We start from the raw sequence: 22872 nt of genomic DNA on the forward strand, positions 1-22872 counted from the left end.
CTTTGCAATGGGCGGCACTATAGCGCGCCTGGAGGCCTAATCCACCGAGACGCGCACCACGCCGGCGCTCATCATGCCGAGCGCGCGGGCGGCGGGCACCGAGAGATCGACGATGCGGCCGCGGATGAACGGGCCACGATCATTGACGCGGCACTGGATCGTGCGTCCGCTGTAGGACACCCTGAGCACGGTGCCGAACGGGCGCGTGCGGTGGGCGCAGGTCAGCTCGCCGCCTTTGCCGGCTTTTGCGTATCCGTAGTAAGAAGCAAGCCCGCTTTCAGCGTGGGCAACAGAAAAGGCAAAAAGCAAAAAGCTGGCCAGAGCTACCAATAGCGTCGTCTGCGCTTGCACGGCACCCTCCCGGTTCCCTGCCCGGCCCTGCAAACGTCGCTTTGTTCCTCAAAGTTCCGGGAGCATTGCCGGGCGATGCCCGGCAATGCCATCACACTTTGTTACTGCCGGTGGAACACCAGCGTGCGGACCTCGATGCTTTCGCGGGGCGCCGCATCGGCCGGCGTGGTCGGATCGAGGAACGCGGTGTGCGGCCCGAAGCGGGTGCGGCCGTCGGTTGCGGAATCGTAGCACTTCAGCAGCAGCGCCTCGTCCGGCGTCATCTCAGGGAAATAGAACCAGCGGTGGTTCGGATTGTATTTCACCGAATAGGTCTCGCCGCGGCGGTTGGGATAGATCAGGTCGGAAGCGACGAGGTCTTCCGGCGCCACCGTCGTGCCGTCGGCCATGGCGAGCGGTGAATCGCGCAAGGGGCCGCGGATCGGCCGCCACAGATTGATCACCTGCACGCGGCCTTTCAGCAGCTCCTCGGCCTCGTCGGGCAGATGCTCGCGCACGCGGTTGGCACCGGAGATTGCGGTCTGGTCGACATGGACGCGCGTGGCCGGCTGGCGCGGCCCGCCGTCACGGATATCAGGCGCGCCTTCGACCCGCTTGCGCACGGTGTGGTCGAAGATGAAGACGCGGTCGGCCTTCAGCGTCGCGCGCAGGAACGCTTCGACCGCTGGATAGTAAACGCTGCGGATGTCCTCGTCGTTGTAAAAATCCTTCACCTGCGTCGGGTGACGCACCAGCGCAAAGCCCTCGCGGTCCAGCGAGAAATTCTGTGCGATCAGCCGCGCATCGAAGATCGGGACCTGGTGCGGCTCCGGCAGCGAGGTGCTTTTCGGCTCACCCGGCGGCGGATCGAACGCGTAAGTGCGCGGCTTGCCGTCGATTGGCGCGAGATAGTTGAGTTCGGCAGTGACGAAGGGAAGCGATTCGATTTTTGTTTCTTGCAGGCCCATGGCCGGTCTCCCGATGTGGTCGTCGGATTGATTTTTGCGGGAGCGCACCGTGCCGCAAGAGGTGCGGTGCAAATAGCAATGAGAGTGTTGTCGGGCGGAGAGAATGCAGAAGGAATATTTCGAAGAAGGCGATTGCGCTGGAAACCATCGCCTCTCCTCACGAGTCCTTGAGGTGCTCGTGAGAGCGTTTCTCCTTCTCCCCTTGTGGGAGAAGGTGGCGCGAAGCGCCGGATGAGGGGTATCTACCCGTGAACTCGACTGTGAGAGGTGAGCACGCGGAGGGAGACCCCTCACCCGTCTCGCCGCTACGCGGCGAGCCACCCTCTCCCACAAGGGGAGAGGGGAAGAAGCGGCGTTGCCACCGAGAAAAAGGGCTACAACCCCGCCTTCGCAATCGCGTCCGTGAACGAGCGATCGACGATCTCCGCGGCATCGAGCTTCTGCTTGATCAGTCCCCAGCGGAAATAGAGGTCGATCGTCGCCTGCTCGTCCGCGATCACGCCGTCGTCGATCGGCGCGATGCGGATCTTTGCGCGCGACAGCCAGTTCTGCGGCACGGCGGTCGGGATGTTCATCAGCCTGCCCCAGGTCGCGGCGTAGCTGTCGATGTTGTTCAGCGACCACGCCCGCGCCGCGGTGAGGCGGCGGATGAAGTCGGTCAGCTCCGCGCGCTTGTCGCGGATGGCCTCGGGCCGCGCCACCTGGAAGCTCAGCCCTGGCGTAAGCCCTTCCGACGTGATGATGCGGCGCGACCTGAACAGCACCTCCTCCTGGCTCACATAAGGCTCCCAGGTCGACCACGCATCGACCGAGCCTTGCGTGTAGGCGATCTTGGCGTCGGACGGCGCCAGGAACGCGATCTGCACGTCACTCGCGCTCCAGCCGTTCTTCTCCAGCGCCGCGAGGATCAGCTGATGGCCGATCGAGCCGCGGCCGGTCGCGATCTTCTTAGCCCGGAGATCGGCAAAGCTCTTGATCGGCGAGTTCTCGGGCACGAGGATGGCGAGCCCCTCGCGCGTCTGCCGGATGGCCGCGATCGCCTTCACCGGCGCGCCGGAAGCGGCGGCAAAGGTGAAGGGCGCATCGCCAACGAGGCCGGTCTCGATCGCGCCGGCGCTGAGCGCTTCCAGAAGCGGCGCGGCCGCGGGAAACTCTTTCCACTCGATCTTGTATGGGACGTCCTTGAGCACGCCGGCCGCTTCCATCACGGCCTGCGCATTGCCCTTCTGGTCCCCGACGCGCAGAGTGGTTTGCGCCGCCGCCAGCTCGAATGAACCGAACAGCAGCGCGCCGGCCAGCATGAGGCGGATCATTCTGCGGCCTCGCCGCGGACCGCCTGGCGCTTGGCAACCAGCTCGCGCGTCAGCGGGATCAGCTCGCGGCCGTAGTCGATGGCATCGATCAGCGGATCGAAGCCGCGGATCAGGAAATGGCTGATGCCGAGATCATAATAATCACCGAAGATCTCCGCCACCTGCTGGGGGGTGCCGACCAGCGCCGTGGTGTTGCTGTTGGCGCCGGTGAGCTTTGCGATCTCGGTCCAGAGCCGCTTGTCGATCCGGCTGCCCTGGTCGGCGAGCGCGAGCAGTCGCCGGGCGCCGGCCGTGGCATGGCCGTCGGCGGGCTTGCGATAGCCGGTCTTGTCCTGCAGCGCAGTGGCCCGCGCCAGAATCTCCTCGGCTTTCTCCCAGGCCTGCTTCTCGGTCGGCGCAATGATCGGCCGCACCGACAGGCTGAAGCGCGGCGTCGGCCGCCCCTGCCGCACCGCCGCGTTATGGACGCGCGAGGTCACGTCGCGCACCTGCGCGTAGGATTCGCCCCACAGCGCAAAGGTATCGGCGTGCTTGCCGGCGACGTCGATCGCCGCATCCGAGGCGCCGCCGAAATAGACGCGGATGCCTTCGGGACGATAGGGCTTCACCTGCGAGAACGCGTTCTCGACCTGGTAATATTTGCCCCTGTAGGTGAACGGCTTGTCGCTGGTCCATTCCAGCTTGAGCACGTCGAGGAATTCGGAGGTGCGGGCATAGCGCTCGTCCTTGTCGTCGAGCGTGTTGCCGTCCTGCCGCAGCTCGGTCGCGTTGCCGCCAGTGATGACGTGGAGGGCAACACGGCCGCGGGAAAACTGATCGAGCACCGCGAACTGCCGCGCCAGCAATGTTGGCGCGGTGAAGCCGGGCCGCTGCGCGATCAGCACGTTGAGCCGGGACGTCGTGTTCAGGACGTGCTGCGCCACCTGGAGCGCGTCGGGCGAGGTCGAATGGAATGCCAGCAGCGCCCGATCGAAGCCGGCATTCTCATGCGCCTTCGCCACCGTCTCGATGTGGGTGGGATTGAGGACCGGCCCTTCGCGAACGACGGTTTCCGACGAATTGTTGTTGCTGATGAAGCCGATGAACTCGATCGACATGATCGTCTCCCTGTTGAGGTCCTAGAGGCCCAGTGCGAGGCGGCCGAGGCCGATGCGCGTGGAATCGTCCTGCGGCGTGTGCACACGGCCGCACAGCACGTCGCGATAATGCCGCTCCAGCGGATTGGCGCGGGACAGGCCGTGATTGCCGGTGAGCGACAGCGCATCCTCGACCACGGCAACGGCATTGTTGGTCACGGTGAGCTTGATGACGTTGGACTCGCTCGCGGCGAGCTGGACGCCGTCATCGAAGTCGCGGGCGAACGTGTCGATCAGCCGCGCGTTGACCGCAAGCCGCGCCTCAATCGCGCCGAGGATCTCCTGAGCGCGCGGCAAAGTCGCCAGCGGCGCGCCGAGGCTGGCGGGCACGCGCTGCTTCAGAAACGTGATCAGCCAGTCGCGCGCGGCACGCGCAACGCCGTCATAGATCGCGGCGACGAAGACGGTGTGGACGGTCGCTTGCGTGACGTCGAGCGTGCGCCAGTCCGCCGGCTTGCGCACATCGACCTCGCCATCGAGCGGGATCACGACGTCGTCGAAGATGACATCATGGCTGCCGCTGGCGCGCAGGCCGTGATGATCCCAGGTCTCGACGATGCGCGTGCCCGGCAGGCCGGCGGGCACCAGGAACTGGCCGACCCGCGTCTCGGCCTCGTCGGTGCGCGCCCAGACCAGGTACCATTTCAGGATCGGCGATCCCGTCGAATAGATCTTGTGGCCGGAGAGGTGCCAGCCAGTTTCGGTGCGCCGCGCGATCGTCGCCGGCAGGCCGCCACGTGCGGGCGAACCGAGCTCCGGCTCCACGCGCAGCGCGCTGATGAGTGCAAGACCCTCGACGCTCTCGCGCGCGAGCTTGCGCGACAGCCGCGCCGGCCAATTCGGGCTACGCGCCATCACGAGATGATTGATGTAATGCATCGACAGCACCAGCGCGGTCGACGGATCGGCCTTGCCGAGGATGCCGAGCACGCGCGCGGCATACCGCGCGCCGGCACCGGCGCCGCCATGGACCGCCGGCACGGTCAGCGACAGCAAGCCCGCCTCCGACAGCTCGCGAAAATTCTCGAAGGGGAAGCCGCCGGTGCGGTCGTGCTCGGCCGCGCGCGCGGCAAAGCTTGTGGCAAGCGTCGCTGCGCCGGCGATGTAGTCGGGCTCGCTGTGAGCCGTGCGGCCCTTGGCTATGGAGGTCACCATGTGGCGTCCAGCCCCAACAAGCCAAGGATCTGGCGGCGCAGGTCAGCCAGATACGGATCGCCGCGATGGCGCGGATACGGACGATCGACGCGAATGTCTGCCTTCACCCGCGCGGGACGCTCGCTGAACACGATGACGCGGTTGGCGAGCACCAGCGCCTCCTCGGCATCATGCGTCACCAGCAGCGTGGTAAAGCCCTTGCGCTGCCAGAGCGCGACGAGCTCGGCCTGCATGGTGATGCGGGTCAGCGAGTCCAGTTTTCCCAGCGGCTCGTCCAGGATCAGGATCTTGGGATCGTTGACCAGCGCCCGCGCCAGCGCGACGCGCTGCGCCATGCCGCCGGAGAGCTGGTGCGGATAGGCGTTGCGGAACGACGAAAGCCCGACGAGGTCGAGCGCGTCATCGACGCGCTGGCGCTGGCTCCTCAAAATGCCCTGGGCCTCGAGGCCCAGGGCGACGTTGTCCCAGACCGACCGCCAGGGAAACAGCGTCGGATCCTGGAACACGACCACACGCGAAGGATGCGGACTCCTGATGCGCGCCTCGTCCTCCCGCAGCCTTCCTGCCTTGGGCTTGTCGAGCCCGGCAACGAGCCGCAGCAAGGTGGACTTGCCGCAGCCGGAGGGGCCGAGCAGCGCAACGAATTCGCCGGGCTCCACCGAGATGCTGACATCGCTGAGAACGGGCAATTCGGCACCGTCGATATCGAAGGCGTGGCTGACCTGCTCGATATCGAGCGCGGCGCCGGCGGCGGGATGCGTTACGGCTTCGGCAAGAGCTGCGGCTACCATTTGACGGTCCCCTTCTGCCAGACCAGGAGCCGGTCGCGGATCGCAAACAGCAGCGTGATCGCGCCGGAGCAGAGCAGCGACATCACGATCAGCGCCGCGTACATGTTGGCATAGGCGGCCCAGCCCTGCGCCCATTGCAGGTACCAGCCGAGCCCGGCCTTGACGCCGATCATCTCGGCAACAACGAGCACGGCAAAGGACGCGCCGAGCCCCATGAACAGGCCGACGAAGACGTGCGGCAGCGCCGCGGGGATCGCGACCTTCAGCACCAGGAACGACGGCTTTGCCCCCAGCGTGCGCGCGACGTCGTAATAGGCGTTGCTGACGCTAGCGACGCCCGACCAGGTCAGCACCGTCACGGGAAAGCCGGTCGCCAGCGCGATCAAAAACGTCGAGGCGCTCCAGCTCGACGGGAAGGTGAAGAAGGCAATCGGCAGCCAGGCGGTCGCCGGCAGCGGGCCGATGAAGCGCAGCACCGGATGCACCCAATAGCCGACCGCGCGCGACCAGCCGATCGAGACGCCGGTCAAAAAGCCCACCGTCGCGCCGATCAGATAGCCGCCGAGCTGCAGCTTCACGGACGCGAACACGCTGTCGAGCAGCTTCGGCAGATCGTCGGTATAGACCTCGATGATCGCCTGCGGCGGCGGGAAGAACGGCAGCGGCAGCCAGGCGAATTTTGCGGTCGCGACCTCCCAGACCGTCAGGAACACCCCGAGCGCGACCAGCCACGGCGCGCGCTTGTGCAACGCCTGTCCCGCCGCTCCCAGATAGTCGGCCCCGACGGTGCCGAACAGCGCAATCGCCGCGATGATGAAGGCGGCGATGCCGAGCGAATGCGTGCGCGACCAGTCGCCGACATCCTGCCACCACAGGCAGGATAGCCCGAAGGCGATCCAGGCGATGCTGGCGAGCGCGCCAGTGCCGGATTCCCGGATCCAGCTCGCCAGCAGCGGCGCGCGCGAGGTGCGCGGCGCGCCGGAGGCGAGTCCGTCAGACAGCGAATACGTCGACATAGATGCGCTCCGCGAATTTGGCGGTGTCGGTGCTCTGCTTGAACACCTGCACGCTCTTGAGATCGTCGGCATAGGCCTTGAGCTCGCGCTTCAGGATGTCGCCGACGGGATGATGATGGTGGGTGTGGTAGCGCACCATGCCCTCGATATCGGCCAGCGTCGCCGCCTTGGGCGCATAGGGCTGGAACGACTTCGCCGCGACGGTCGCATTCTGCGCGGTGAACATCGCGGCATCGAGCAGCGCCTGGGTGATGGCGCGCGCGACTTGAGGTTCTTCGCGCACGAGCGAGCCGCGCAGGCCGAGGATGCAGCAGCTCTTCTCGCGGTACTCCCCGTCGAGGTTGGAAGCGACTTCCTTGTATTGCGTGTCCTTGAGCCAGAGATAAGCCAGCGGGTCGGACGACAGGAACGCCTGCACCTCGCCCTTCTCCACCGCGACATTGAGCAGGTTGCCGGGATAAGCGCGCCAGTCGACGTCCTTGACCGGATCGATGCCGAGCTTGGCCAGCTGGATCGAGAAGAAGTTCTTGTCGGGACCGGCGAGATCGCCGACCGCGACGATCTTGCCCTTGAGGTCGGCGAGCTTCGAGACGCCGGAATCCGCGCGCGACAGCACGCGCATGCAGCCGCCATGGGTGCCGGCGGCGATCTTGACGTCGAACCCCTGCTCCAGCGGCTTCAGCCAGCGCAGCGCCATGCCGAGACCGGCATCGCTCTTGCCCGTCGCGATGGCCTCGAGCAGCTGGTCGGTCGAGCCGGAATAGTTGACGAGCTCGACGTCGAGATTGCGCTTCCGGAAGAAGCCGTGCTCGATTGCGACAGGCACCGGCGCGAGGCAGACGGCACCGGCATTCCACGACAGCTTCAGCTTGCGCGGCGCGCCGGTGAGCGCGGGCGCGTCGGAGGCCGTGCGGCACAGCGGAAACTCGGAAAGGTCGATCCCCGGCGCGATGCCGCGCGGCGCAAAAGCCTGCGCGCCCAGCGCGCCGAGCGGCGCTGCGAAAGCCGCCGCAAGCCCGGCCTGAAGCAGGTGGCGCCGGTCGAGTGTCGATCCGCTGCGCTCGTTGTCGTTGGTCATCTGCCCCTGGCTCCTGCTGGCACGGCTCCGCCGTGTGCGCAACGGGTCGCGTTGCGCATGTTCCGTGCGGAGCTGCGTTGAGAGAAAATTGTTCCGTCGGCGCTTCCCGCGCCGCGTTGATGCGATGGGCAAATCATGCGGCGCGTTCGCTGCATCGTCAATGAAATGGATTTTCGAATGTTGCGCGAAGGGAAGTCATTCTCTCCACCCGCGCATGCGGGAGCGATGAAAGGATTTTCGCGGATACATCGGCACGCAAGGTAAACCGCGACCCCATCGGCTGCCGCAGCTCTGTGCAGCTTCGGCCGCGCACGCTGCGCATTCTCGAAAGCGACGCTCCGCTGAAACGTCATTGCCTGAAGCACGCACAATACGGTTGGCCATTTCATTGACGGCGTACCGCGCGCTCATAGACTCGAGCGTCTCGCTGCATCGTCCGCTCACGCATCGTGAGCGACGCAACAAGACGGATCCAATGAGCATCAACTCTCACGACCATTCCATCACGCGCCGGCTCGCCACATCGCTGCTCGCCGCTGCCATCATGCTATCGTCAGCTGCCGCATCGCTCGCCGCCGACACCGTCGTGCTGCGCGTCGGCGACCAGAAAGGCGGCAATCGCTCGCTGCTCGAAATCTCCGGCTATGCGAAGGACCTGCCCTACAAGATCGAGTGGTCGGAATTCCCCGCGGCCGCGCCGATCCTCGAAGCGCTCAATGCCGGCGCGCTCGACGTCGGCTACACCGGCGATCTCTCGTTCCTCTCGGTCTATGCCGCCGGCGCGCCGATCAAGGCGATCGGCGGCACGCGCTCGGATGCGAAGACCCAGGCCATTCTGGTGCGCCAGGACTCGCCGATCAGATCGGCGGCCGACCTCAAGGGCAAGCGCCTCGCCGGCACACGCGGCGGCTGGGGCCAGTTCCTGATCGACGCAACGCTGGAGAAGGCAGAGATCAAGCTGGAGGACGCGACCTTCGCGCCGCTCGGCCCGGTCGATGCCAAGATCGCGCTGCTCGCCGGCTCGATCGACGCCTGGGCGGTGTGGGAGCCCTACGTCTCGTTCGCGAGGTTGAAGGACAAGGCCCGCGTCATCGCCGACGGCGAAGGGCTGACGCCGACCATCACCTTCATCGTCGCCTCCGACAACGCCATCGCCACCAAGCGCGCCGCGGTGCAGGACCTGGTGCAGCGGCTGAACAAGGCGCGGCTATGGTCACTCGACCATCTCGGTGACTACGCGAAGAACACGGCCGAACTAACAAAACTGCCGGAGGACGTGCTGCTGTCGGCCTACACCGCGCAGCGCACCAGCCCGATCGTCATCGACGAGAATGTGATCAAGGAGGTACAGGAAGCCTCCGACCGCTCGACGCGTTACGGCATCCTGCCGAAGAAGCTCGACGTCAGCAAAGCCGTCGACCGCAGCTTTACGGCTGCGGCCGCAGGATCGAACTAGGCGGAGGCGGCGGGATGCACCGGCTTCGCCTCGAGCCCGGCCCGTTGCATCTCGCCGCGATCGTGCTCATGCATGCCGCATGCATGAGCCTGATCGTTTGGCTCTCGTTCTAGCCGCGCGGTCTCACCAATATCTGCGATAATAGTGACGGTGATAGACGCGGTACGGCCGGTAGTAGCCATAGCTGTAGTACGGGCGATAGGGCCGATAATATCGCGGATAGACCGGGGCGTAGCCGTAGCCGCCGTAATAGGCCGGGGCATAACCATAGCCGTAGCCCGGATATCCGTAGCCGTAGCCGCCGTAATAAGGGCCGCCGTAGCCGTAATAGCCGTAAGGAGACCCCGCGGCGATGGCGCTGCCGATGATCGCACCGGCCGCGAGACCGCCAAGACCCCAGCCCCATCCGCCACCACGCCAATGCACCTGCGCGACGTTGTCGCCGGCCGCAGCCTTCATCGCCGCGACATTGGTCGGCATCGGGGCCGCCGTGGCCTGCCCGATCTGGGCCGCCACGACCGCGCCGGCCAGCGAACAGGCAATTGCCGTCTTCCAGATCCTCATCGTCTTACTCCCTGTCTGTCCTTTCGCTTGGAAAAGGATCGCAGCGTCATGATCGGGCATCCTTGCGCCAAGTCAAAGCGTAGAATTTCAAAGCCTGGAGCTTGCGTGCACCGCACAAGACGCTTGTTTCCGTTCTGATCAACCCGGTGCCGGGCGACGTCGTCGCCTGTGACACCCGCACGACGGTGGCTGAGGTCCGATCACCCGGCAAAGCATTAAGCTTCCCGTGCATTCGCAACCAACAACCACCTTCACGATTTACTATTCGTGCCATTACTATCGGTTCCATGTGCGCGGCCGGGGAGGCTTCTGGCGAGCGCCAGAATTGTGGGAGGATCACATGAGTGCCGCGAGACCCGAGCCGCTTGCCCGTCAAGCGCTGGCATTTGTCTTGGCCGGAGGACGCGGCAGCCGTCTGCTGGAGCTGACCGACCGCCGCGCCAAGCCGGCGGTCTATTTCGGCGGCAAGTCCCGCATCATCGATTTTGCGCTGTCGAACGCGGTGAACTCGGGCATCCGCCGTATCGCGGTGGCGACCCAATACAAGGCGCACAGCCTGATCCGGCACCTTCAGATGGGCTGGAACTTCTTCCGCCCCGAACGCAACGAGAGTTTTGACATCCTCCCCGCCAGCCAGCGCGTCTCCGAGACCATGTGGTATGTCGGCACGGCGGACGCGGTGTACCAGAACATCGACATCATCGAATCCCACGCCTGCCGCTTCATCGTGGTGCTGGCCGGGGACCACATCTATAAAATGGACTACGAGGTGATGCTGCGCCAGCACGTCGAGAGCGGCGCCGACGTCACCGTCGGCTGCCTCGAAATGCCGCGGTCGGAATCCTCCGGCTTCGGCATCATGCACATCGACGAGAACGGCTGGATTCAGGAGTTCCTGGAGAAGCCGAAAGATCCGCCGCCGATGCCGGGCAAGCCCGACGTCTCGCTCGCCAGCATGGGCATCTACGTGTTCGACGCGAAATTCCTGTTCGACCAGCTCAAGCGCGACGCCGAGGACCCGAACTCGAACCACGATTTCGGCAAGGACATCATTCCCTACCTCGTCAAGAACGGCCGCGCGATGGCGCACCAATACTCGACCTCCTGCGTTCGCTCCGGCAGCGACACCCGCGCCTATTGGCGCGACGTCGGCACGGTCGACGCCTATTGGGCCGCCAATATCGACCTCACCGACGTGGTGCCCGAGCTCGACCTGTTCGACCGCGCCTGGCCGATCTGGTCCTATGCGGAGATCACCCCGCCGGCGAAATTCGTCCATGACGAGGAGAGCCGGCGCGGCCAGGCGGTGAGCTCGCTGGTCTCAGGCGGCTGCATCATCTCCGGCGCCTCGCTGCGCCGCTCGCTGCTGTTCACCGGCGTGCGCATCAACTCCTACGCCAATGTCGAGAATGCCGTGATCATGCCTTACGTGAGTGTCGGCCGCGGCGCCCGCTTGAGGAACGTCGTGATCGACCGCGGCGTCGAGATTCCGGAAGGCCTCGTCGTCGGCGAGGATCCCGAGGTCGACGGAAAGCGCTTCCGCACCACCGAGCAGGGCATCTCGCTGATCACCCAGCCGATGATCGACAGGCTCAATACATGACGCCTGTTCGCGTCCTTGCGGTCGCCTCTGAAGTCTACCCCCTCGTCAAGACCGGCGGCCTCGCAGATGTCGCCGGCGCGCTGCCGGTTGCGCTGAAGACGCATGGCGTCGAGATGCGCACCTTGCTGCCGGGCTATCCCGACGTGATGCGCCTTTTGTCCGGCACAGAGGAGCTGCGGCGCTGGCCGGATTATTTCGGCGGCCCCGGACGGCTGCTGGCGGGCTCGCATGCCGGGCTCGACCTGTTCGTCCTCGACGTGCCGCATCTCTATGCACGGCCGGGCAACCCCTATGTTACCACCGATGGCGTCGACTGGGCGGACAACGGCGTGCGCTTCGCTGCGCTGTCGCGCGTGGCGGCCGATATCGGCCATGGCCTCGTGCCGGCGTTCGTGCCCGTCGTCGTGCACGCCCACGATTGGCAGGCGGGGCTCGCGCCGGCCTATCTGCACTACGAAAATCGTCCGCGGCCCGGCACCGTGATGACCATTCACAACATGGCCTATCAGGGCAAGTTCGCGCCCGAACTGATCGGATCGATCGGCCTGCCCTGGCACGCCTTCAACGTCAACGAACTGGAATATTTTGGCGGCATCAGCTTTTTGAAGGCCGGCTTGCGCCTTGCTGATCGCATCACCACGGTGTCGCCGACCTACGCGAAGGAAATCCAGAGCGACGAAGGCGGCATGGGGCTCGGCGGGCTGCTTCGTGAACGGTCGGACGTGCTGAGCGGCATTCTCAACGGCATCGACATCGAGGTCTGGAATCCGCAAACCGATCCGCACATCGCCTATCGCTTCGGCGCGGAGGACCTGACATTCCGGGCCGCGAACAAGGCGGTGCTGCAGCAGCAGTTCAACCTCGATTCCTCGGACGAAGCACCGCTGCTCGGCGTCATCAGCCGGCTGTCCTGGCAGAAAGGGCTCGATCTCCTGCTGGAAGCCATCCCAACCATCCTGCGCGAAGGCATGCAGCTCGCGCTGCTCGGCAGCGGCGAGCGCGATCTGCAGGATCGCTATCAGGCCGCGGCCCGCGCCAATCCCGGCCGGATCGGCGTCGTGATCGGCTATGACGAGATCCTGGCGCATCTGATCCAGGCCGGCTCGGACGCGTTGATCGTGCCGTCGCGCTTCGAACCGTGCGGCCTGACCCAGCTCTGTGCGCTGCGCTATGGCGCCGTGCCGATCGTCTCCCGCGTCGGCGGCCTCGAAGACACCATCGTCGATATCGGCGCGGCCGACGCGTCCGGCCGCGATGCCACCGGCTTCAAGTTCGCCCCCGTGACGGCGGATGCCCTCGCCGGCACGCTGCGCAAGGCCAACACCGCCTTTCACGACAAGCTGACCTGGCGCCGCCTGCAACGTAGCGGCCTTGCGACCGACGTCTCCTGGCGCAACCGCGCCGGCGACTATGCCGCGCTGTATCGAAATCTCATGGCGGCCCGCGGGGCGTAGCGTTTTCGAGCGAGGCGGGCACCGGTTCGCGTCAAGAAAACGCGTCAGAACAAGAATGGGAGCTTCGTTCCGATGAAATCGGAACGAAGCTCCAGGCATGGCCGAATCCATGCTATAGAGCGCGCATGGACCCGCTATTGACCAAGCTGATCGGCTTTGCCGCCGCCACCTGCACCACCGTCGCCTACGCGCCACAAGCCATCAAGGTATGGAAGACCCGCTCCACCGGCGACATCTCGCTCGGCATGTTCCTGGTGATGGTGCTGGGCCTCGCGCTCTGGCTGATCTACGGCCTGCTCTCGGGCGATGGCCCCCTGATCGCCTCGAACGCCGTCACCATGCTGCTCGCCGGCGGCATCCTGGTGATGAAGCTAAGATACGGGTGAGGCTTTCTTCGCCTCTCCCCGCTTGCGAGGAGAGGGAGAAGATCATCCAAACACGTACGACGCCATCGCCACATGCGCGACCTCGTCGACGAAGACGCGGCGTCCGACGTCGCTTCCGGCCGCACCGGCCGCCACCATCAGCGGCAGCAGATGGTCCTCGCGCGGATGCGCAAGGCGTGCGCTCGGCGCATTCTCCCAATCGACCAGCATCGCGTTGCGGCGCGTCGCATCGGGGTTGCTGATCGCCTCGTTCAAATAGGCTTCGAAATCATACGAGACGGGCTTGGACTCCGGACGGTTGAAGCCGCGCATGTTGTGATAGGTCAGCCCGCTGCCGACGATCAGGATGCCTTCGTCACGCAAGGATGCGATCGCCTGCCCCACCTTGACGTGCTCGGCCGCGTCATAGCTGGACTTCAGCGACAGCAGCACGATCGGCATGTCGGCGTTCGGATACATCAGCCCGAGCGGAACGAACGTGCCGTGATCAAAACCCTGATCGGGATCTGCGCGGCAATCGAGGCCGGCATGCGTGAGCAGCGCCTTCACTTGCGTAGCGAGCTCGGGCTTGCCCGGCGCGGGATATTTGAGGTGGTAGGTATGCTCGGGGAAACCGTAATAGTCGTAGACCATCGGCGGGTGCGGCGAGGTCGACACCGTGAAGGCGTCGGCTTCCCAGTGACCGGTGATGACCAGCACGGCCTTCGGCCTCTCGGGCAGAAGCTGCGGCAAGTTCGCGAACGCCTCGGCGGTCTTGGCATATTGCACGCGCCTGTCCTCCATGAAAGGCCAGGGGCCGCCGCCATGCGACAGGAACAGGGTCGGAAATCGCGTCATCGGGCTCGTCTCGTTGACAACAGGCGCGTGCTTACGGTCCGCACGATTGGCGATGAGCATAGGCAAAGCAGCATGGTTAGCAAGTCGTTAACGATTTGCCGCCCAGAATCCCCGGCGGGGCCGAAGCAGTCGGCTTGAAGACAAGTGAGACGTGCGATGAGGAAGTTTGCGCTGGGGGACGTCGTCAACAGTGATAAGGGCCGCCGCGGTGTCGTCCGCGCCGCCTTCAAGTCGCGGGATGGCCTGCAATTCTATGCCGTCGAGAAGGACGGCGCGATCGATTACCTGGAGGAAGACCGGCTCAGCCCGGCGCCGCGCGTCGAGCTCGCGGCTTAAATCCGATTCATCTCCTGCCCTCATTTGCCAGCCGGTCGAGACGGCTCCGCGATCGGATCGTCGCCGCTCGCGATGCCGTCGTTCGTGATCAGCAGCAGGCGATCGCCGCCCGCCGCGTCCCAGCGCGGCAGGTCGGGACCATTGAGGCCAGGGCCATTGGGATCGCCGCTTCGGGCGAAGTTGATCCAGTAGGCGCGCATGCGGCTTGCGACCTCGCGGTCGCGCCGCGACAGGATGCCCGCACCGGGCACGCCTTCCGCGCCGAAGATGAACTGCAGCTCGCGCCCGTGGCCGATGTCCGGATTGGCGCGGCGCGCCTCCGGCACATAGGCGAAGCGGTAACGAAAGGTCGGCGCGCCGCTTGCCGCGTGCAGGCGGGCCAGCAGCCGCACCGGCTCGGAGAAGACCTTGTCGGTGTAGACTTTTGCCGCGAGATCCGACGGTCTGGTGAGATCGGGATAGAGCTTGCGCAATTCCTCGCTACTCGTGCCCGGCGGCGCAAGCTCCTCCTTGATCGCGGTCTCGTTCTCCAAGCCGGTCTCGTCCTCATTCGAGCCGATGATCAAGGGAATGCGGCTTTGGCGTCCGGCCGCAAAACCTGCGGCGAGGTCCTCGGTCACGAGACGTCCATCCATCATCGGTGCAAAGCTGCGCGGTGATTTCTCCAGCAATTGCTGTTCGGCGGCCAGCAGGCGCCGCGGCTCGACTGCGCGCAGATCCGTCTTCGGCCCAAGCGCGGCCACGAAGAGCCGGCCGATGGCCTCCGCCTCTTCTGCCGAACGCAGCCGCGCGCGGCCTGGCACCGATTGCAGAATGGCCTTGTGGAAGAGATCGCGCGCTGGCGCGGACAGCATCAGCAGCGCGATCGATGTCGCCCCTGCATCGCTGCCAAACAGAGTGACGTTGCCCGGATCACCGCCGAAGGCCGCGATGTTGTCGTGCACCCAATGCAGCGCGGCGACCTGGTCCATCAGGCCGAGATTTCCGGAGCCGGCGTTCGACAGCGCGGGATACGTGAGCCAGCCGAGCGCGCCGAGGCGATAATTCACGGTGACGACAATGAGACCCGCCTGCGCCAGCTTGGCGCCATCGAACAGCGGATCGTTCGCGGTCCCCGTGGCGAACGCGCCGCCATGGATGAACACCATCACCGGCAATGGGCCATCGACCCCGAAAGGACGGAACACGTTCAGCGTCAGGCAATCTTCGCTCGCCACGGGCAACGCCGGCTGAAGGCACGGCGCGCCGTAGTCGTAGGCGGTGCGCATCTCCGAGCTTTCGGTCGTCGGTTGCGGCGGTTGCCAGCGCAGCGCCCCGACCGGCGGCGCCGCGTAAGCCAGCCCCCTGAACGAGGCCACCTCGCCCTCCACGGCGCCGAGCATCTGCCCTTCCCGCGTCAGCGCGAATGGAAATTGTCCGACCGACTGGGCGACGGCCGAGCCGACGCCACACAGGACTGCGATAGCCGCAACGAATGCAAGCAGGGCCCGCATCTTCGAAACGATCTCGATGAAGGATTCCGGCAGGTTATGTCCGGAGCCGTCGGCGAGGCAAGCCTCGCGCCTGCGCCTAGCCGCCTTTGCCGATCAGCTCGGCGAGCGCGCGGCGCGCGACGATGCCGAGCTCGCCCAGCGTGGAGTGGCCGGATTGCGCCGCCTCGATCAGGCGCTCGGCGATGAACCTGCGGCTGTCGTGATCGCCGCCATGCGGCAGTTGCCGGCACGTCTGCTCGAGAACGACGTCCATGTTCGCTTTGGTTCGCTCACTCAACTCTGTCATGACGCCCGGGCGGTACGCGTGGCTTGTAAGCGCAAGCATACACAGAAGGATGATGGCTGATTACCCCGGGCTATCACGGCCATTGTGCATCGCGGTGCGTGTGGTGCCGCAACATTCGCGCGGTCACGAAGCCGCCGCAAACGACCACCCTAAGATTGCACTTGCTCTGATGACAAGCTGAGCCTGCGGCGATAGCCTGCCGCCAAAACAAAACCTACGGGAGGAACACCATGCCTGACGCAATGGTCGCCACACGTGCCTCCGATGAGCGCGGAACCGCTCAAAAGGTCGATGTCGCCGTGGTCGGCGCCGGATTTGCCGGCCTCTATCTTCTCCATCGCCTGCGCAAGGCAGGGTTCTCGGCGGTCGGGCTCGACGAGGCCGGCGATGTCGGCGGCACCTGGTATTGGAACCGCTATCCGGGCGCGCGCTGCGACATCCAGACCATCGACTACAGCTATACGTTCGATCCGGAGCTCGAGACCGCCTGGACCTGGTCTGAAAAGTACGCGACCCAGCCCGAGATCCTGCGCTACCTCGGCTTCATCGCCGATCGCTACGATCTGCGCCGCGATATCCGTTTCAAGACCAAGGTCACCGAAGCCAGATGGGACGAAGCGTCGGAGCGCTGGCTCATCACCACTGACCATGGCGCGCCGGTCTCATGCCGCCATTACATCATGGCCACCGGTTGCCTCTCCGCGCCAAAGCCGCCGGAGATCGACGGCGTCAAGGACTTCAAGGGCGAAGTCTATTTCACCGGGCGCTGGCCGCATGACGGCGTCGATCTCACAGGAAAGCGCGTCGCCGTGATCGGCACGGGCTCGTCGGCGATCCAGTCGATCCCGCTGATCGCCGAGCAGGCCGCGCATCTGACCGTTTTCCAGCGCACACCGAATTTCGCATTGCCGGCGCATAACGGCCCGGCGCCCGCGGACCGCATGAGCCTGCTGCAGAGCGACCGCGCGGCCTATCGCGAGCAGGCACGGCAGTCGATGGCCGGCGTGCCCTACCCGCAGCAGACGGTCGTGAGCTGGCAGCTCAGCGATGCCGAGCGTCGCGAGCGGTTCGAACGCGCCTGGGCCGCCGGCGACCTCGTCCACATCCTGACGCAGCTCTGGGCCGACCAGGCCGTCGACCTCGACGGCAACAAGATCGTCCAGGACCTGATCCGCGAGAAGATCCGCGCCGCGGTGAAGGACCCCGAGACCGCCGCGGCACTGATGCCGGACGACCATCCGTTCGGCGCGAAACGCCCCTGCCTCGACACCAACTATTACGCAACCTACAACCGGCCGAACGTCACGCTGGTCAATCTGCGCAAGGAGCCGATCAAGGCGATCACCGCGAGCGGAATCTCCACCAACGGCCGCAGCTTCGACGTCGACGTCATCGTGTTCGCAACCGGCTTCGATGCGATGACCGGCGCGATCCGCGCCGTGCATCCGATCACCGGGCGCGGCGGCAAGTCGCTGTCCGATGTCTGGGCGCAGGGGCCGCAGACCTATCTCGGCCTCACGGTCGAGGGCTTTCCGAACTTCTTCATGATCACCGGCCCCGGCAGCCCATCGGTGCTGTCGAACATGGCGGTGTCGATCGAGCAGCATGCCGACTGGGTAGTCGATCGCCTTGCCGCGCTGCGCGATGCCGGCTTCACCACGATGGAGCCGACCGAGACGGCTCAGGCCGGCTGGAACAGGCACATGGCCGACTGCTCGATGCTGACGCTGCACCGGCTCGCCAACACCTGGTACACGGGCGCCAACGTGCCCGGCAAGGTGCAGGGGCTGATGCCCTACACCGGCGGCGTCGGCCCCTACCGCAGCATCTGCGACGAGGTGGTCAGCCGCGGCATGCTCGGCTTCAAGCTCACCGGCCCCAATGGCGCCGCGCAATGCAATGACGGCGAGGTGGTGCGCCTGCAGCCGGACGTGCGGCTGGTGCTGAACCTGCTCGCATCTCTCAACCTGCCGCCGATCGAGTCAATGGGCGCGGAAGGCGCACGCGCCTTCGTCAACGAGTTCAACAAGGGCCGGCCCGCGGGGCGGCCAATCGGCGAGATCGTCGACGGCACCCTGCCCATTGCCGACGGTGTGTTGCCCTACCGTGTCTACAAGCCCGCAACGCCGGGACCGCATCCGGTCGTGGTCTATTTCCATGGCGGCGGCTGGGTGCTCGGCGACGAGCAATCGGACGAGCCGTTCTGCCGCGACATGGTGCGGCGGACCGGCATGATGTTCGTCAGCGTCGGCTATCGCCACGCACCTGAGCATCGTTTCCCGACCGCCGCCGAAGACGGCTATGCGGCCACGCGCTGGATCGCCGAGCACGCCGCCGAACTCGGCGGCAAGCCGGGCCCGGTTCTGGTTGCCGGCTGGAGCGCCGGCGGCAACATCGCTGCCGTCACCTGCCAGCTCGCGCGCGACCGCGGCGGGCCTGCCATCGCCGGCCAGCTTCTGGTCTGCCCGGTCACCGACTGCAGCTTCGATCGCCCCTCCTACGAGGACAATGGGACCGCCTACTTCCTGACGCGCTCGCTGATGTACTGGTTCTGGGACCTCTATTGCTCACCGGCCGACCGCACCGATCCGCGGGTCTCGCCGCTGCGCGGCAAGGTCGCCGGCCTGCCGCCGGCCCTCGTGGTCACCTGCGAGTTCGATCCGCTGCGGGACGAGGGTGTCGCCTATGCCGAGGCAATGGCGGCCGCCGGCGTCCCGGTCGAGCAGCTCAAGGCACGCGGCCACTTCCACTCGTCCTTTGCGATGGTGGACGTGGTGATCACAGGCGTGTCGGGCCGGGTGCAGATGGCGGAGGCCTTGCGGCGCTTTGCCGGGCTGCCGCCGGAGGTCCGCCGCGGCGAGAGCAGCCAGGAGCATGACAGCCCGGGGCACAGGATCGCGGCGGCCGCGAGCTGAACCGGAAAACGGCGCGGCCGGGAACCGTTTCCCGGCCGGCGTGGCGATTGGTGTGGCCCCGGCAGCCGGCTGTCTCCACCAGATACAGCTACGGCTGCTGGTCAGGCAGCAACATCGATGCGGCGACGAGGCCGCCTGCTGATCCAATCGCCGCAACAAGCCAGGGCCATGCGTAACCGGCAGCCGATGCTTCGTCCGATAGGATCGCACCGAGCATTGCGATGCCGAGCGCAAATCCGGCCTGCCGCATGACCACGGTGACCGCCGAGGCCATGCCGGTTTGGTCCGGAGGCACCAACGCAACGACCGCGCTCGACAGTTGCGGATGCGCGAGGACTGCGCCAATCCCGGCCAACAGCATTCCGGTTGCCGCAGCAGCGAGAACGACTTGCGCGTTCGGGAGCCAGCCGCTCGCGGCCAGGACCAGAATGAGATCGCCCGCCAGCAGCGCCAGCATCGCCGTCGCGAACAGCCGGCGCCAGCCCCAGCGTGTTGCGAGGCGAGCGCCATAGGGCGGCAGCAGAAGCATCGGCAACGTCGCGAAGAGCATTGCGAAGCCAACGGACGGACCTGACCAGCCGAACGCTGCGTTCAGGAACGGCGGCAGATAGACGAGAACCGCCCAGTATCCAACGGAAACAGCAATCAGCAGCGAGGAAATGCCGACCATGACCGGTCGAATGAACACGGCGGGGTCGAAAATCGGCACGGGCCGGCCCCGCTGCTGCATCACGAAGATGGCGAGCAGACACGCGCTCAGCCCGAGGCCCGCTGCAATCCGGGCCGGCATTGCACCTCCCCTCAGCAGGCTCTCGATCGCAAGACCAAGCGCAAACGTGAGAAGCACGACGCCGCTCCAGTCCAGCGGGCGGCCGGCAGGATCACGCGATTCTGCGACCAGCCGCGGAACGGCCAGAAGCGTGAGCAGACAAAGCGGGATATTGGCCAGGAAGATCCAGCGCCATCCGAACCAGGCCGAGACAAGTCCCCCGAGCGCTGGTCCGAGCGCCATGGCGGTGCCCGAGAGCACGCCCATGAATGCAAAGGCGCGGGCGCGCTCGTCAGGCCGGGCATAGGCATTCGCAAGCAGCGCAATGCCTCCCGTGATAACGAACGCCGCGCCGAGGCCTTGAACTGCACGCGCGCCCCACAGCATCGGACCACCCGCCGCGAAGCCGCAAATTATCGATCCGACCAGGAACACGACGTTGCCGCCAAGCAGAGCGCGTCGGCGTCCATACTTGTCGGCCAGCGCGCCCGCGGCGAGCAGCCCGCCGGTAAATGCCAGGCTGTAGGCATCCATCACCCAGGCATAGGCAGTGCCGCCGAAACCGAGTTCGGCGGCCATGGCCGGCATCGCGACAACAACCGCGGTTACGTCGAATTGCGTCAGAAAGGCCGCCATGCCGAGCACCATCGCTGGCAGCAGGTCGTGCCAACGACGTGGGGACTGCATGTCGGGTTCAGGCGTGATCATCGTTGCCCCATCGTGAAAGCGTCTGGTACCGATATGCATGCCGGGGCGAAGCCTGCGCCAATGCAATGCATTCACATCGGCATGAAAATGTTTCATGATGATGCAATGCGTTCATTTCCTCCCTTCGACGGTCTGATTGCGTTCGAGGCAGCCTTGAGACATGCGAGCGTCACGCGCGCCTCCGCGGAGCTCGGGCTCACGCAGAGCGCGGTCAGCCATCGGCTCCGCAAGCTCGAGGACTTCGTCGGGACGCCCCTCCTCGTTCGGCAGCCGAGCGGCTTGTGCGCCACGCCCGCCGGCATTGCCCTCTCGAACGAGTTGGCCGGTTTGCTCGACAGGATGGCGGATTTTCGTGCGCTTTGTCGCGCCGCCGCTCCGCCTCCGGCCTTGAAAGTGGGCGTCGGTGCAGCGCTTGCCGACTATTGGCTCGTGCGCCGCTTGCCCGATTTTGCGCAAGCACATCCCGGCATACCGGTCGAGCTGGCCGTACGTGACGCCGACGCACATGCGAGGTCGACCGATCTTGACGTCGCGGTGGTGTGGCAACCAGCAGCGGGCTTGAGGCCAACGTCGACGCAGCGTTTGCTGGTTCGCGAGCATGTTTACCCCGTCTGCCACCCACGCCTGCTGCCTGGCCAGCAACCGCTGACCGACGTGACGCGCCTCAAATCGTTGCCGCTCCTGCACAAGGGCCGGATCGGCGAAGACCGCGGGGTCGAATGGTCGTGGACCTCCTGGTTCGAACGATTGGGTCTCGGCCGCCCGCCACCCGCCGAGATACGCTTTGCAACGATAGCCACCGCCATAGCCGCGGCCCTCGCCGGCAACGGGATCGTGCTCGCGCGTTCGCTGCTGGTCCAGGATGCACTCAAGGACGGCAGGCTGGTACGGGTGCTTCCGCAATCGTGGGACTTGCCGTCGAGCAAGGCTCAAATCGTGCGCTGGCCCGCGGCAATGGCCAAAGATCCCCGCGTAATGGCGTTTGTCGGCTGGATATTGCAAATTCCGAAGATCACGAGCGCTTGAGCCCTTCCCCGTAGCCGATGAGCCGGGAACCTTTTCCCGGATGCCGCGTTGGGGCTGGTGGCATTGAGATGCAGCGACAGGTGTATGGGCCCCGGCACGCGAGCACGTGTGCTGGGGTCGTCTTTTGCGTGAGGCAGGGCGATGGGGGACGTTGTTGCGGAGTCAAAAGTCGATTTCGGCGCGCTTGCGGCGCTGCATAAATGGCCGTCACTCGGCAACCAGCGCCGACCGGACCGCGAGCCCTACCAGGTGAGCGAGGGGACGCTCGACCAATGCATCTCGGCCTTCATGCAAAAGCCGGCGGCGACCCGGCATCTCTATGAGATCCGCACGGCGCCGCAGCCGCCGCTGGTTACCGCCGTTCTCTCCCCCGAACACGTCATCGAACTATCACGCTGGCGGGAATTTCTCTGACGGCCTTCACAAGCACGTGCGTAGGAACCTTCTTCCGGTTTTTCCCGTTGTCGGAGATCGGAAGTCAACTCGTGAGCGCCTCACATGCTTGAAGCTGGCGTTGCATCTCCCGTCGTGCCCTATGGCGCGGACCAAACCCTCTTCGTCGTCGTCGACCGTCTCGACATTGCGACTGAAATCCGCATCGAGCGCAGCGATCTCGAAGCCACCATCGGCGAGTTCGTCGCTGGCTGCTTCAACGATCCCGTCAAGGTGATCTCGTTCAACACGCTCGAACACTGGATCAAAGACATCTCGACCGAGGTCGCCGGCGCGATAAAGGCACGCTGCGACATCTATGGCATAGAGCTGCCCGACTATCTCAGCGACTTCGTCGAGAGCCATAGCTGAGGGCGCATCGCACCTCAAACGTTGCACATCGCGCCCAACAAAAAAGCGCCGCTCCCGCGGCGCTTTTCGTGTCGTCACCTCAGTGGTGCCAGAACAATGCCAGCAGCAGAACGATCGGCAGCGGCACGCCAAGCAACCAAAGCAAAGCACCTCGTCCAAAACCCATGATGTCCTCCTCCTTCTTGCATCACCGGAATGACGCCGGGAAAAAGGAGAAGTTCCGCGCCTTCCGGCGAGGGCGGATGCGATCGGAGCATGGAACGCGGGACTTAGTTGCGGCGGTGCTTACCGGCGATGACCTCGATCTCGCGGCGGCGTTCGCCGGCGAAGGTCAGCAGCTTTTCGATCGTCAGCGTATCCGTGATCCGCTTGGCGAGCCGCTCGGCACGCGCAGCCTGATCTTCGAGATGCTGGATCGTGTTCAAGCGCCGCCTCCCCCAAAGCCCCG

Annotated in this window: 22 protein-coding genes and 1 pseudogene; 9 read left to right on the forward strand and 14 right to left on the reverse strand. The window is 65.5% G+C overall.

Annotation, left to right across the window (positions count from 1 at the left end; translation table 11 throughout):
• Positions 1-36: 36 nt before the first annotated feature.
• The 8 genes from DCG74_RS33475 to DCG74_RS33510 all read right to left on the reverse strand — a co-directional run bounded on the left by DCG74_RS33475 (position 37) and on the right by DCG74_RS33510 (position 7787).
• A complete protein-coding gene (locus DCG74_RS33475) occupies positions 37-351 on the reverse strand; it encodes a septal ring lytic transglycosylase RlpA family protein (RefSeq protein WP_172787388.1) in 315 nt (104 codons plus the stop codon).
• Positions 352-452: 101 nt separating this feature from the next.
• Positions 453-1298 carry a CmcJ/NvfI family oxidoreductase gene (locus DCG74_RS33480; RefSeq protein ID WP_172787389.1) on the reverse strand — a complete coding sequence of 282 codons (846 nt, stop codon included), beginning with the start codon at positions 1296-1298 and terminating at the stop codon, positions 453-455.
• Positions 1299-1672: 374 nt separating this feature from the next.
• Positions 1673-2611, reverse strand: coding sequence for an ABC transporter substrate-binding protein (locus DCG74_RS33485; protein WP_172787390.1), 939 nt, complete (start codon positions 2609-2611; stop codon positions 1673-1675).
• The gene (locus tag DCG74_RS33490; RefSeq protein WP_172787391.1) at positions 2608-3708 is read right to left on the reverse strand and encodes an LLM class flavin-dependent oxidoreductase; all 1101 of its coding nucleotides are present in this window, start codon (positions 3706-3708) and stop codon (positions 2608-2610) included. The genes DCG74_RS33485 and DCG74_RS33490 overlap by 4 nt, the downstream gene beginning before the upstream one ends.
• A 21-nt stretch (positions 3709-3729) precedes the next feature.
• Positions 3730-4902, reverse strand: coding sequence for an acyl-CoA dehydrogenase family protein (locus DCG74_RS33495; RefSeq protein ID WP_172787392.1), 1173 nt, complete (start codon positions 4900-4902; stop codon positions 3730-3732).
• A complete protein-coding gene (locus DCG74_RS33500; protein WP_172787393.1) occupies positions 4896-5693 on the reverse strand; it encodes an ABC transporter ATP-binding protein in 798 nt (265 codons plus the stop codon). Before DCG74_RS33500 ends, DCG74_RS33495 begins: the two co-directional genes overlap by 7 nt.
• Positions 5687-6709, reverse strand: coding sequence for an ABC transporter permease (locus DCG74_RS33505; protein WP_172787394.1), 1023 nt, complete (start codon positions 6707-6709; stop codon positions 5687-5689). Before DCG74_RS33505 ends, DCG74_RS33500 begins: the two co-directional genes overlap by 7 nt.
• Complete coding sequence (locus DCG74_RS33510) at positions 6687-7787, reverse strand: ABC transporter substrate-binding protein (protein ID WP_172787395.1); 1101 nt, start codon at positions 7785-7787, stop codon at positions 6687-6689. Before DCG74_RS33510 ends, DCG74_RS33505 begins: the two co-directional genes overlap by 23 nt.
• A 475-nt stretch (positions 7788-8262) precedes the next feature.
• Here DCG74_RS33510 and DCG74_RS33515 point away from each other — a divergent pair, with 475 nt between their 5' ends.
• Positions 8263-9243, forward strand: coding sequence for an ABC transporter substrate-binding protein (locus DCG74_RS33515; RefSeq protein WP_172787396.1), 981 nt, complete (start codon positions 8263-8265; stop codon positions 9241-9243).
• A gap of 123 nt (positions 9244-9366) precedes the next feature.
• Here DCG74_RS33515 and DCG74_RS33520 read toward each other — a convergent pair whose 3' ends face one another.
• Positions 9367-9807 carry a hypothetical protein gene (locus DCG74_RS33520; RefSeq protein ID WP_172787397.1) on the reverse strand — a complete coding sequence of 147 codons (441 nt, stop codon included), beginning with the start codon at positions 9805-9807 and terminating at the stop codon, positions 9367-9369.
• 340 nt (positions 9808-10147) lie between these two features.
• On the opposite strand from DCG74_RS33520, the gene glgC reads away from it, so the two are divergent.
• The 3 genes from glgC to DCG74_RS33535 all read left to right on the forward strand — a co-directional run bounded on the left by glgC (position 10148) and on the right by DCG74_RS33535 (position 13250).
• The gene (gene glgC / locus DCG74_RS33525; RefSeq protein ID WP_172787398.1) at positions 10148-11410 is read left to right on the forward strand and encodes a glucose-1-phosphate adenylyltransferase; all 1263 of its coding nucleotides are present in this window, start codon (positions 10148-10150) and stop codon (positions 11408-11410) included.
• The gene (glgA, locus tag DCG74_RS33530) at positions 11407-12864 is read left to right on the forward strand and encodes a glycogen synthase GlgA (RefSeq protein ID WP_172787399.1); all 1458 of its coding nucleotides are present in this window, start codon (positions 11407-11409) and stop codon (positions 12862-12864) included. Before glgC ends, glgA begins: the two co-directional genes overlap by 4 nt.
• A gap of 125 nt (positions 12865-12989) precedes the next feature.
• On the forward strand, positions 12990-13250 hold the full coding sequence (locus DCG74_RS33535; RefSeq protein ID WP_172787400.1) for a SemiSWEET transporter: 261 nt from the start codon (positions 12990-12992) through the stop codon (positions 13248-13250).
• 42 nt (positions 13251-13292) lie between these two features.
• Here DCG74_RS33535 and DCG74_RS33540 read toward each other — a convergent pair whose 3' ends face one another.
• The gene (locus tag DCG74_RS33540) at positions 13293-14087 is read right to left on the reverse strand and encodes a class III extradiol ring-cleavage dioxygenase (protein WP_172787401.1); all 795 of its coding nucleotides are present in this window, start codon (positions 14085-14087) and stop codon (positions 13293-13295) included.
• Between the two features lie 156 nt (positions 14088-14243).
• Between DCG74_RS33540 and DCG74_RS33545 the strand changes: the two genes are divergently transcribed.
• Positions 14244-14423: a hypothetical protein gene (locus tag DCG74_RS33545; RefSeq protein WP_172787402.1), complete on the forward strand. Its 180-nt coding sequence runs from the start codon at positions 14244-14246 to the stop codon at positions 14421-14423.
• Positions 14424-14430: 7 nt separating this feature from the next.
• Here DCG74_RS33545 and DCG74_RS33550 read toward each other — a convergent pair.
• A pseudogene (locus tag DCG74_RS33550) lies at positions 14431-15916 on the reverse strand (carboxylesterase/lipase family protein).
• A 76-nt stretch (positions 15917-15992) separates the two neighbouring features.
• A complete protein-coding gene (locus DCG74_RS33555) occupies positions 15993-16241 on the reverse strand; it encodes a hypothetical protein (RefSeq protein ID WP_172787404.1) in 249 nt (82 codons plus the stop codon).
• 191 nt (positions 16242-16432) lie between these two features.
• On the opposite strand from DCG74_RS33555, the gene DCG74_RS33560 reads away from it, so the two are divergent.
• Entirely contained in the window at positions 16433-19117 is a 2685-nt protein-coding gene (locus DCG74_RS33560; RefSeq protein WP_172787405.1) for an alpha/beta hydrolase fold domain-containing protein, read from the forward strand.
• Between the two features lie 88 nt (positions 19118-19205).
• On the opposite strand, the gene DCG74_RS33565 is transcribed toward DCG74_RS33560, so the two are convergent.
• Positions 19206-20594, reverse strand: coding sequence for an MFS transporter (locus DCG74_RS33565; protein WP_172787406.1), 1389 nt, complete (start codon positions 20592-20594; stop codon positions 19206-19208).
• Positions 20595-20699: 105 nt separating this feature from the next.
• Between DCG74_RS33565 and DCG74_RS33570 the strand changes: the two genes are divergently transcribed.
• From DCG74_RS33570 to DCG74_RS33580, 3 genes are all read left to right on the forward strand, one after another.
• Positions 20700-21620 (forward strand): LysR substrate-binding domain-containing protein, encoded by a 921-nt coding sequence (locus DCG74_RS33570; protein ID WP_172787407.1) that lies wholly within the window; start codon positions 20700-20702, stop codon positions 21618-21620.
• 141 nt (positions 21621-21761) lie between these two features.
• Positions 21762-22034, forward strand: a complete 273-nt coding sequence (locus tag DCG74_RS33575; RefSeq protein ID WP_172787408.1) for a hypothetical protein — start codon at positions 21762-21764, stop codon at positions 22032-22034.
• A gap of 84 nt (positions 22035-22118) precedes the next feature.
• A complete protein-coding gene (locus DCG74_RS33580; RefSeq protein ID WP_172787409.1) occupies positions 22119-22424 on the forward strand; it encodes a hypothetical protein in 306 nt (101 codons plus the stop codon).
• A gap of 269 nt (positions 22425-22693) precedes the next feature.
• On the opposite strand, the gene DCG74_RS33585 is transcribed toward DCG74_RS33580, so the two are convergent.
• Positions 22694-22849: a hypothetical protein gene (locus DCG74_RS33585; protein ID WP_172787410.1), complete on the reverse strand. Its 156-nt coding sequence runs from the start codon at positions 22847-22849 to the stop codon at positions 22694-22696.
• Between the last annotated feature and the right edge of the window lie 23 nt (positions 22850-22872).

This window comes from Bradyrhizobium sp. WBAH42 (assembly GCF_024585265.1).
Lineage (GTDB): Bacteria > Pseudomonadota > Alphaproteobacteria > Rhizobiales > Xanthobacteraceae > Bradyrhizobium.

Excerpts from the sequence above, each read along its gene's own strand:
- DCG74_RS33545 (WP_172787402.1), top strand. The coding sequence starts at position 14,244 with ATGAGGAAGTTTGCGCTGGGGGACGTCGTCAACAGTGATAAGGGCCGC.
- DCG74_RS33495 (WP_172787392.1), bottom strand. The coding sequence starts at position 4,902 with ATGGTGACCTCCATAGCCAAGGGCCGCACGGCTCACAGCGAGCCCGAC.
- DCG74_RS33520 (WP_172787397.1), bottom strand. The coding sequence starts at position 9,807 with ATGAGGATCTGGAAGACGGCAATTGCCTGTTCGCTGGCCGGCGCGGTC.
- DCG74_RS33560 (WP_172787405.1), top strand. The coding sequence starts at position 16,433 with ATGCCTGACGCAATGGTCGCCACACGTGCCTCCGATGAGCGCGGAACC.
- DCG74_RS33490 (WP_172787391.1), bottom strand. The coding sequence starts at position 3,708 with ATGTCGATCGAGTTCATCGGCTTCATCAGCAACAACAATTCGTCGGAA.
- DCG74_RS33510 (WP_172787395.1), bottom strand. The coding sequence starts at position 7,787 with ATGACCAACGACAACGAGCGCAGCGGATCGACACTCGACCGGCGCCAC.
- DCG74_RS33570 (WP_172787407.1), top strand. The coding sequence starts at position 20,700 with ATGCGTTCATTTCCTCCCTTCGACGGTCTGATTGCGTTCGAGGCAGCC.
- DCG74_RS33540 (WP_172787401.1), bottom strand. The coding sequence starts at position 14,087 with ATGACGCGATTTCCGACCCTGTTCCTGTCGCATGGCGGCGGCCCCTGG.
- DCG74_RS33485 (WP_172787390.1), bottom strand. The coding sequence starts at position 2,611 with ATGATCCGCCTCATGCTGGCCGGCGCGCTGCTGTTCGGTTCATTCGAG.
- DCG74_RS33500 (WP_172787393.1), bottom strand. The coding sequence starts at position 5,693 with ATGGTAGCCGCAGCTCTTGCCGAAGCCGTAACGCATCCCGCCGCCGGC.
- DCG74_RS33580 (WP_172787409.1), top strand. The coding sequence starts at position 22,119 with ATGCTTGAAGCTGGCGTTGCATCTCCCGTCGTGCCCTATGGCGCGGAC.
- DCG74_RS33555 (WP_172787404.1), bottom strand. The coding sequence starts at position 16,241 with ATGCTTGCGCTTACAAGCCACGCGTACCGCCCGGGCGTCATGACAGAG.
- DCG74_RS33505 (WP_172787394.1), bottom strand. The coding sequence starts at position 6,709 with ATGTCGACGTATTCGCTGTCTGACGGACTCGCCTCCGGCGCGCCGCGC.
- DCG74_RS33515 (WP_172787396.1), top strand. The coding sequence starts at position 8,263 with ATGAGCATCAACTCTCACGACCATTCCATCACGCGCCGGCTCGCCACA.
- DCG74_RS33480 (WP_172787389.1), bottom strand. The coding sequence starts at position 1,298 with ATGGGCCTGCAAGAAACAAAAATCGAATCGCTTCCCTTCGTCACTGCC.
- DCG74_RS33535 (WP_172787400.1), top strand. The coding sequence starts at position 12,990 with ATGGACCCGCTATTGACCAAGCTGATCGGCTTTGCCGCCGCCACCTGC.
- DCG74_RS33575 (WP_172787408.1), top strand. The coding sequence starts at position 21,762 with ATGGGGGACGTTGTTGCGGAGTCAAAAGTCGATTTCGGCGCGCTTGCG.
- glgC (WP_172787398.1), top strand. The coding sequence starts at position 10,148 with ATGAGTGCCGCGAGACCCGAGCCGCTTGCCCGTCAAGCGCTGGCATTT.
- glgA (WP_172787399.1), top strand. The coding sequence starts at position 11,407 with ATGACGCCTGTTCGCGTCCTTGCGGTCGCCTCTGAAGTCTACCCCCTC.
- DCG74_RS33565 (WP_172787406.1), bottom strand. The coding sequence starts at position 20,594 with ATGATCACGCCTGAACCCGACATGCAGTCCCCACGTCGTTGGCACGAC.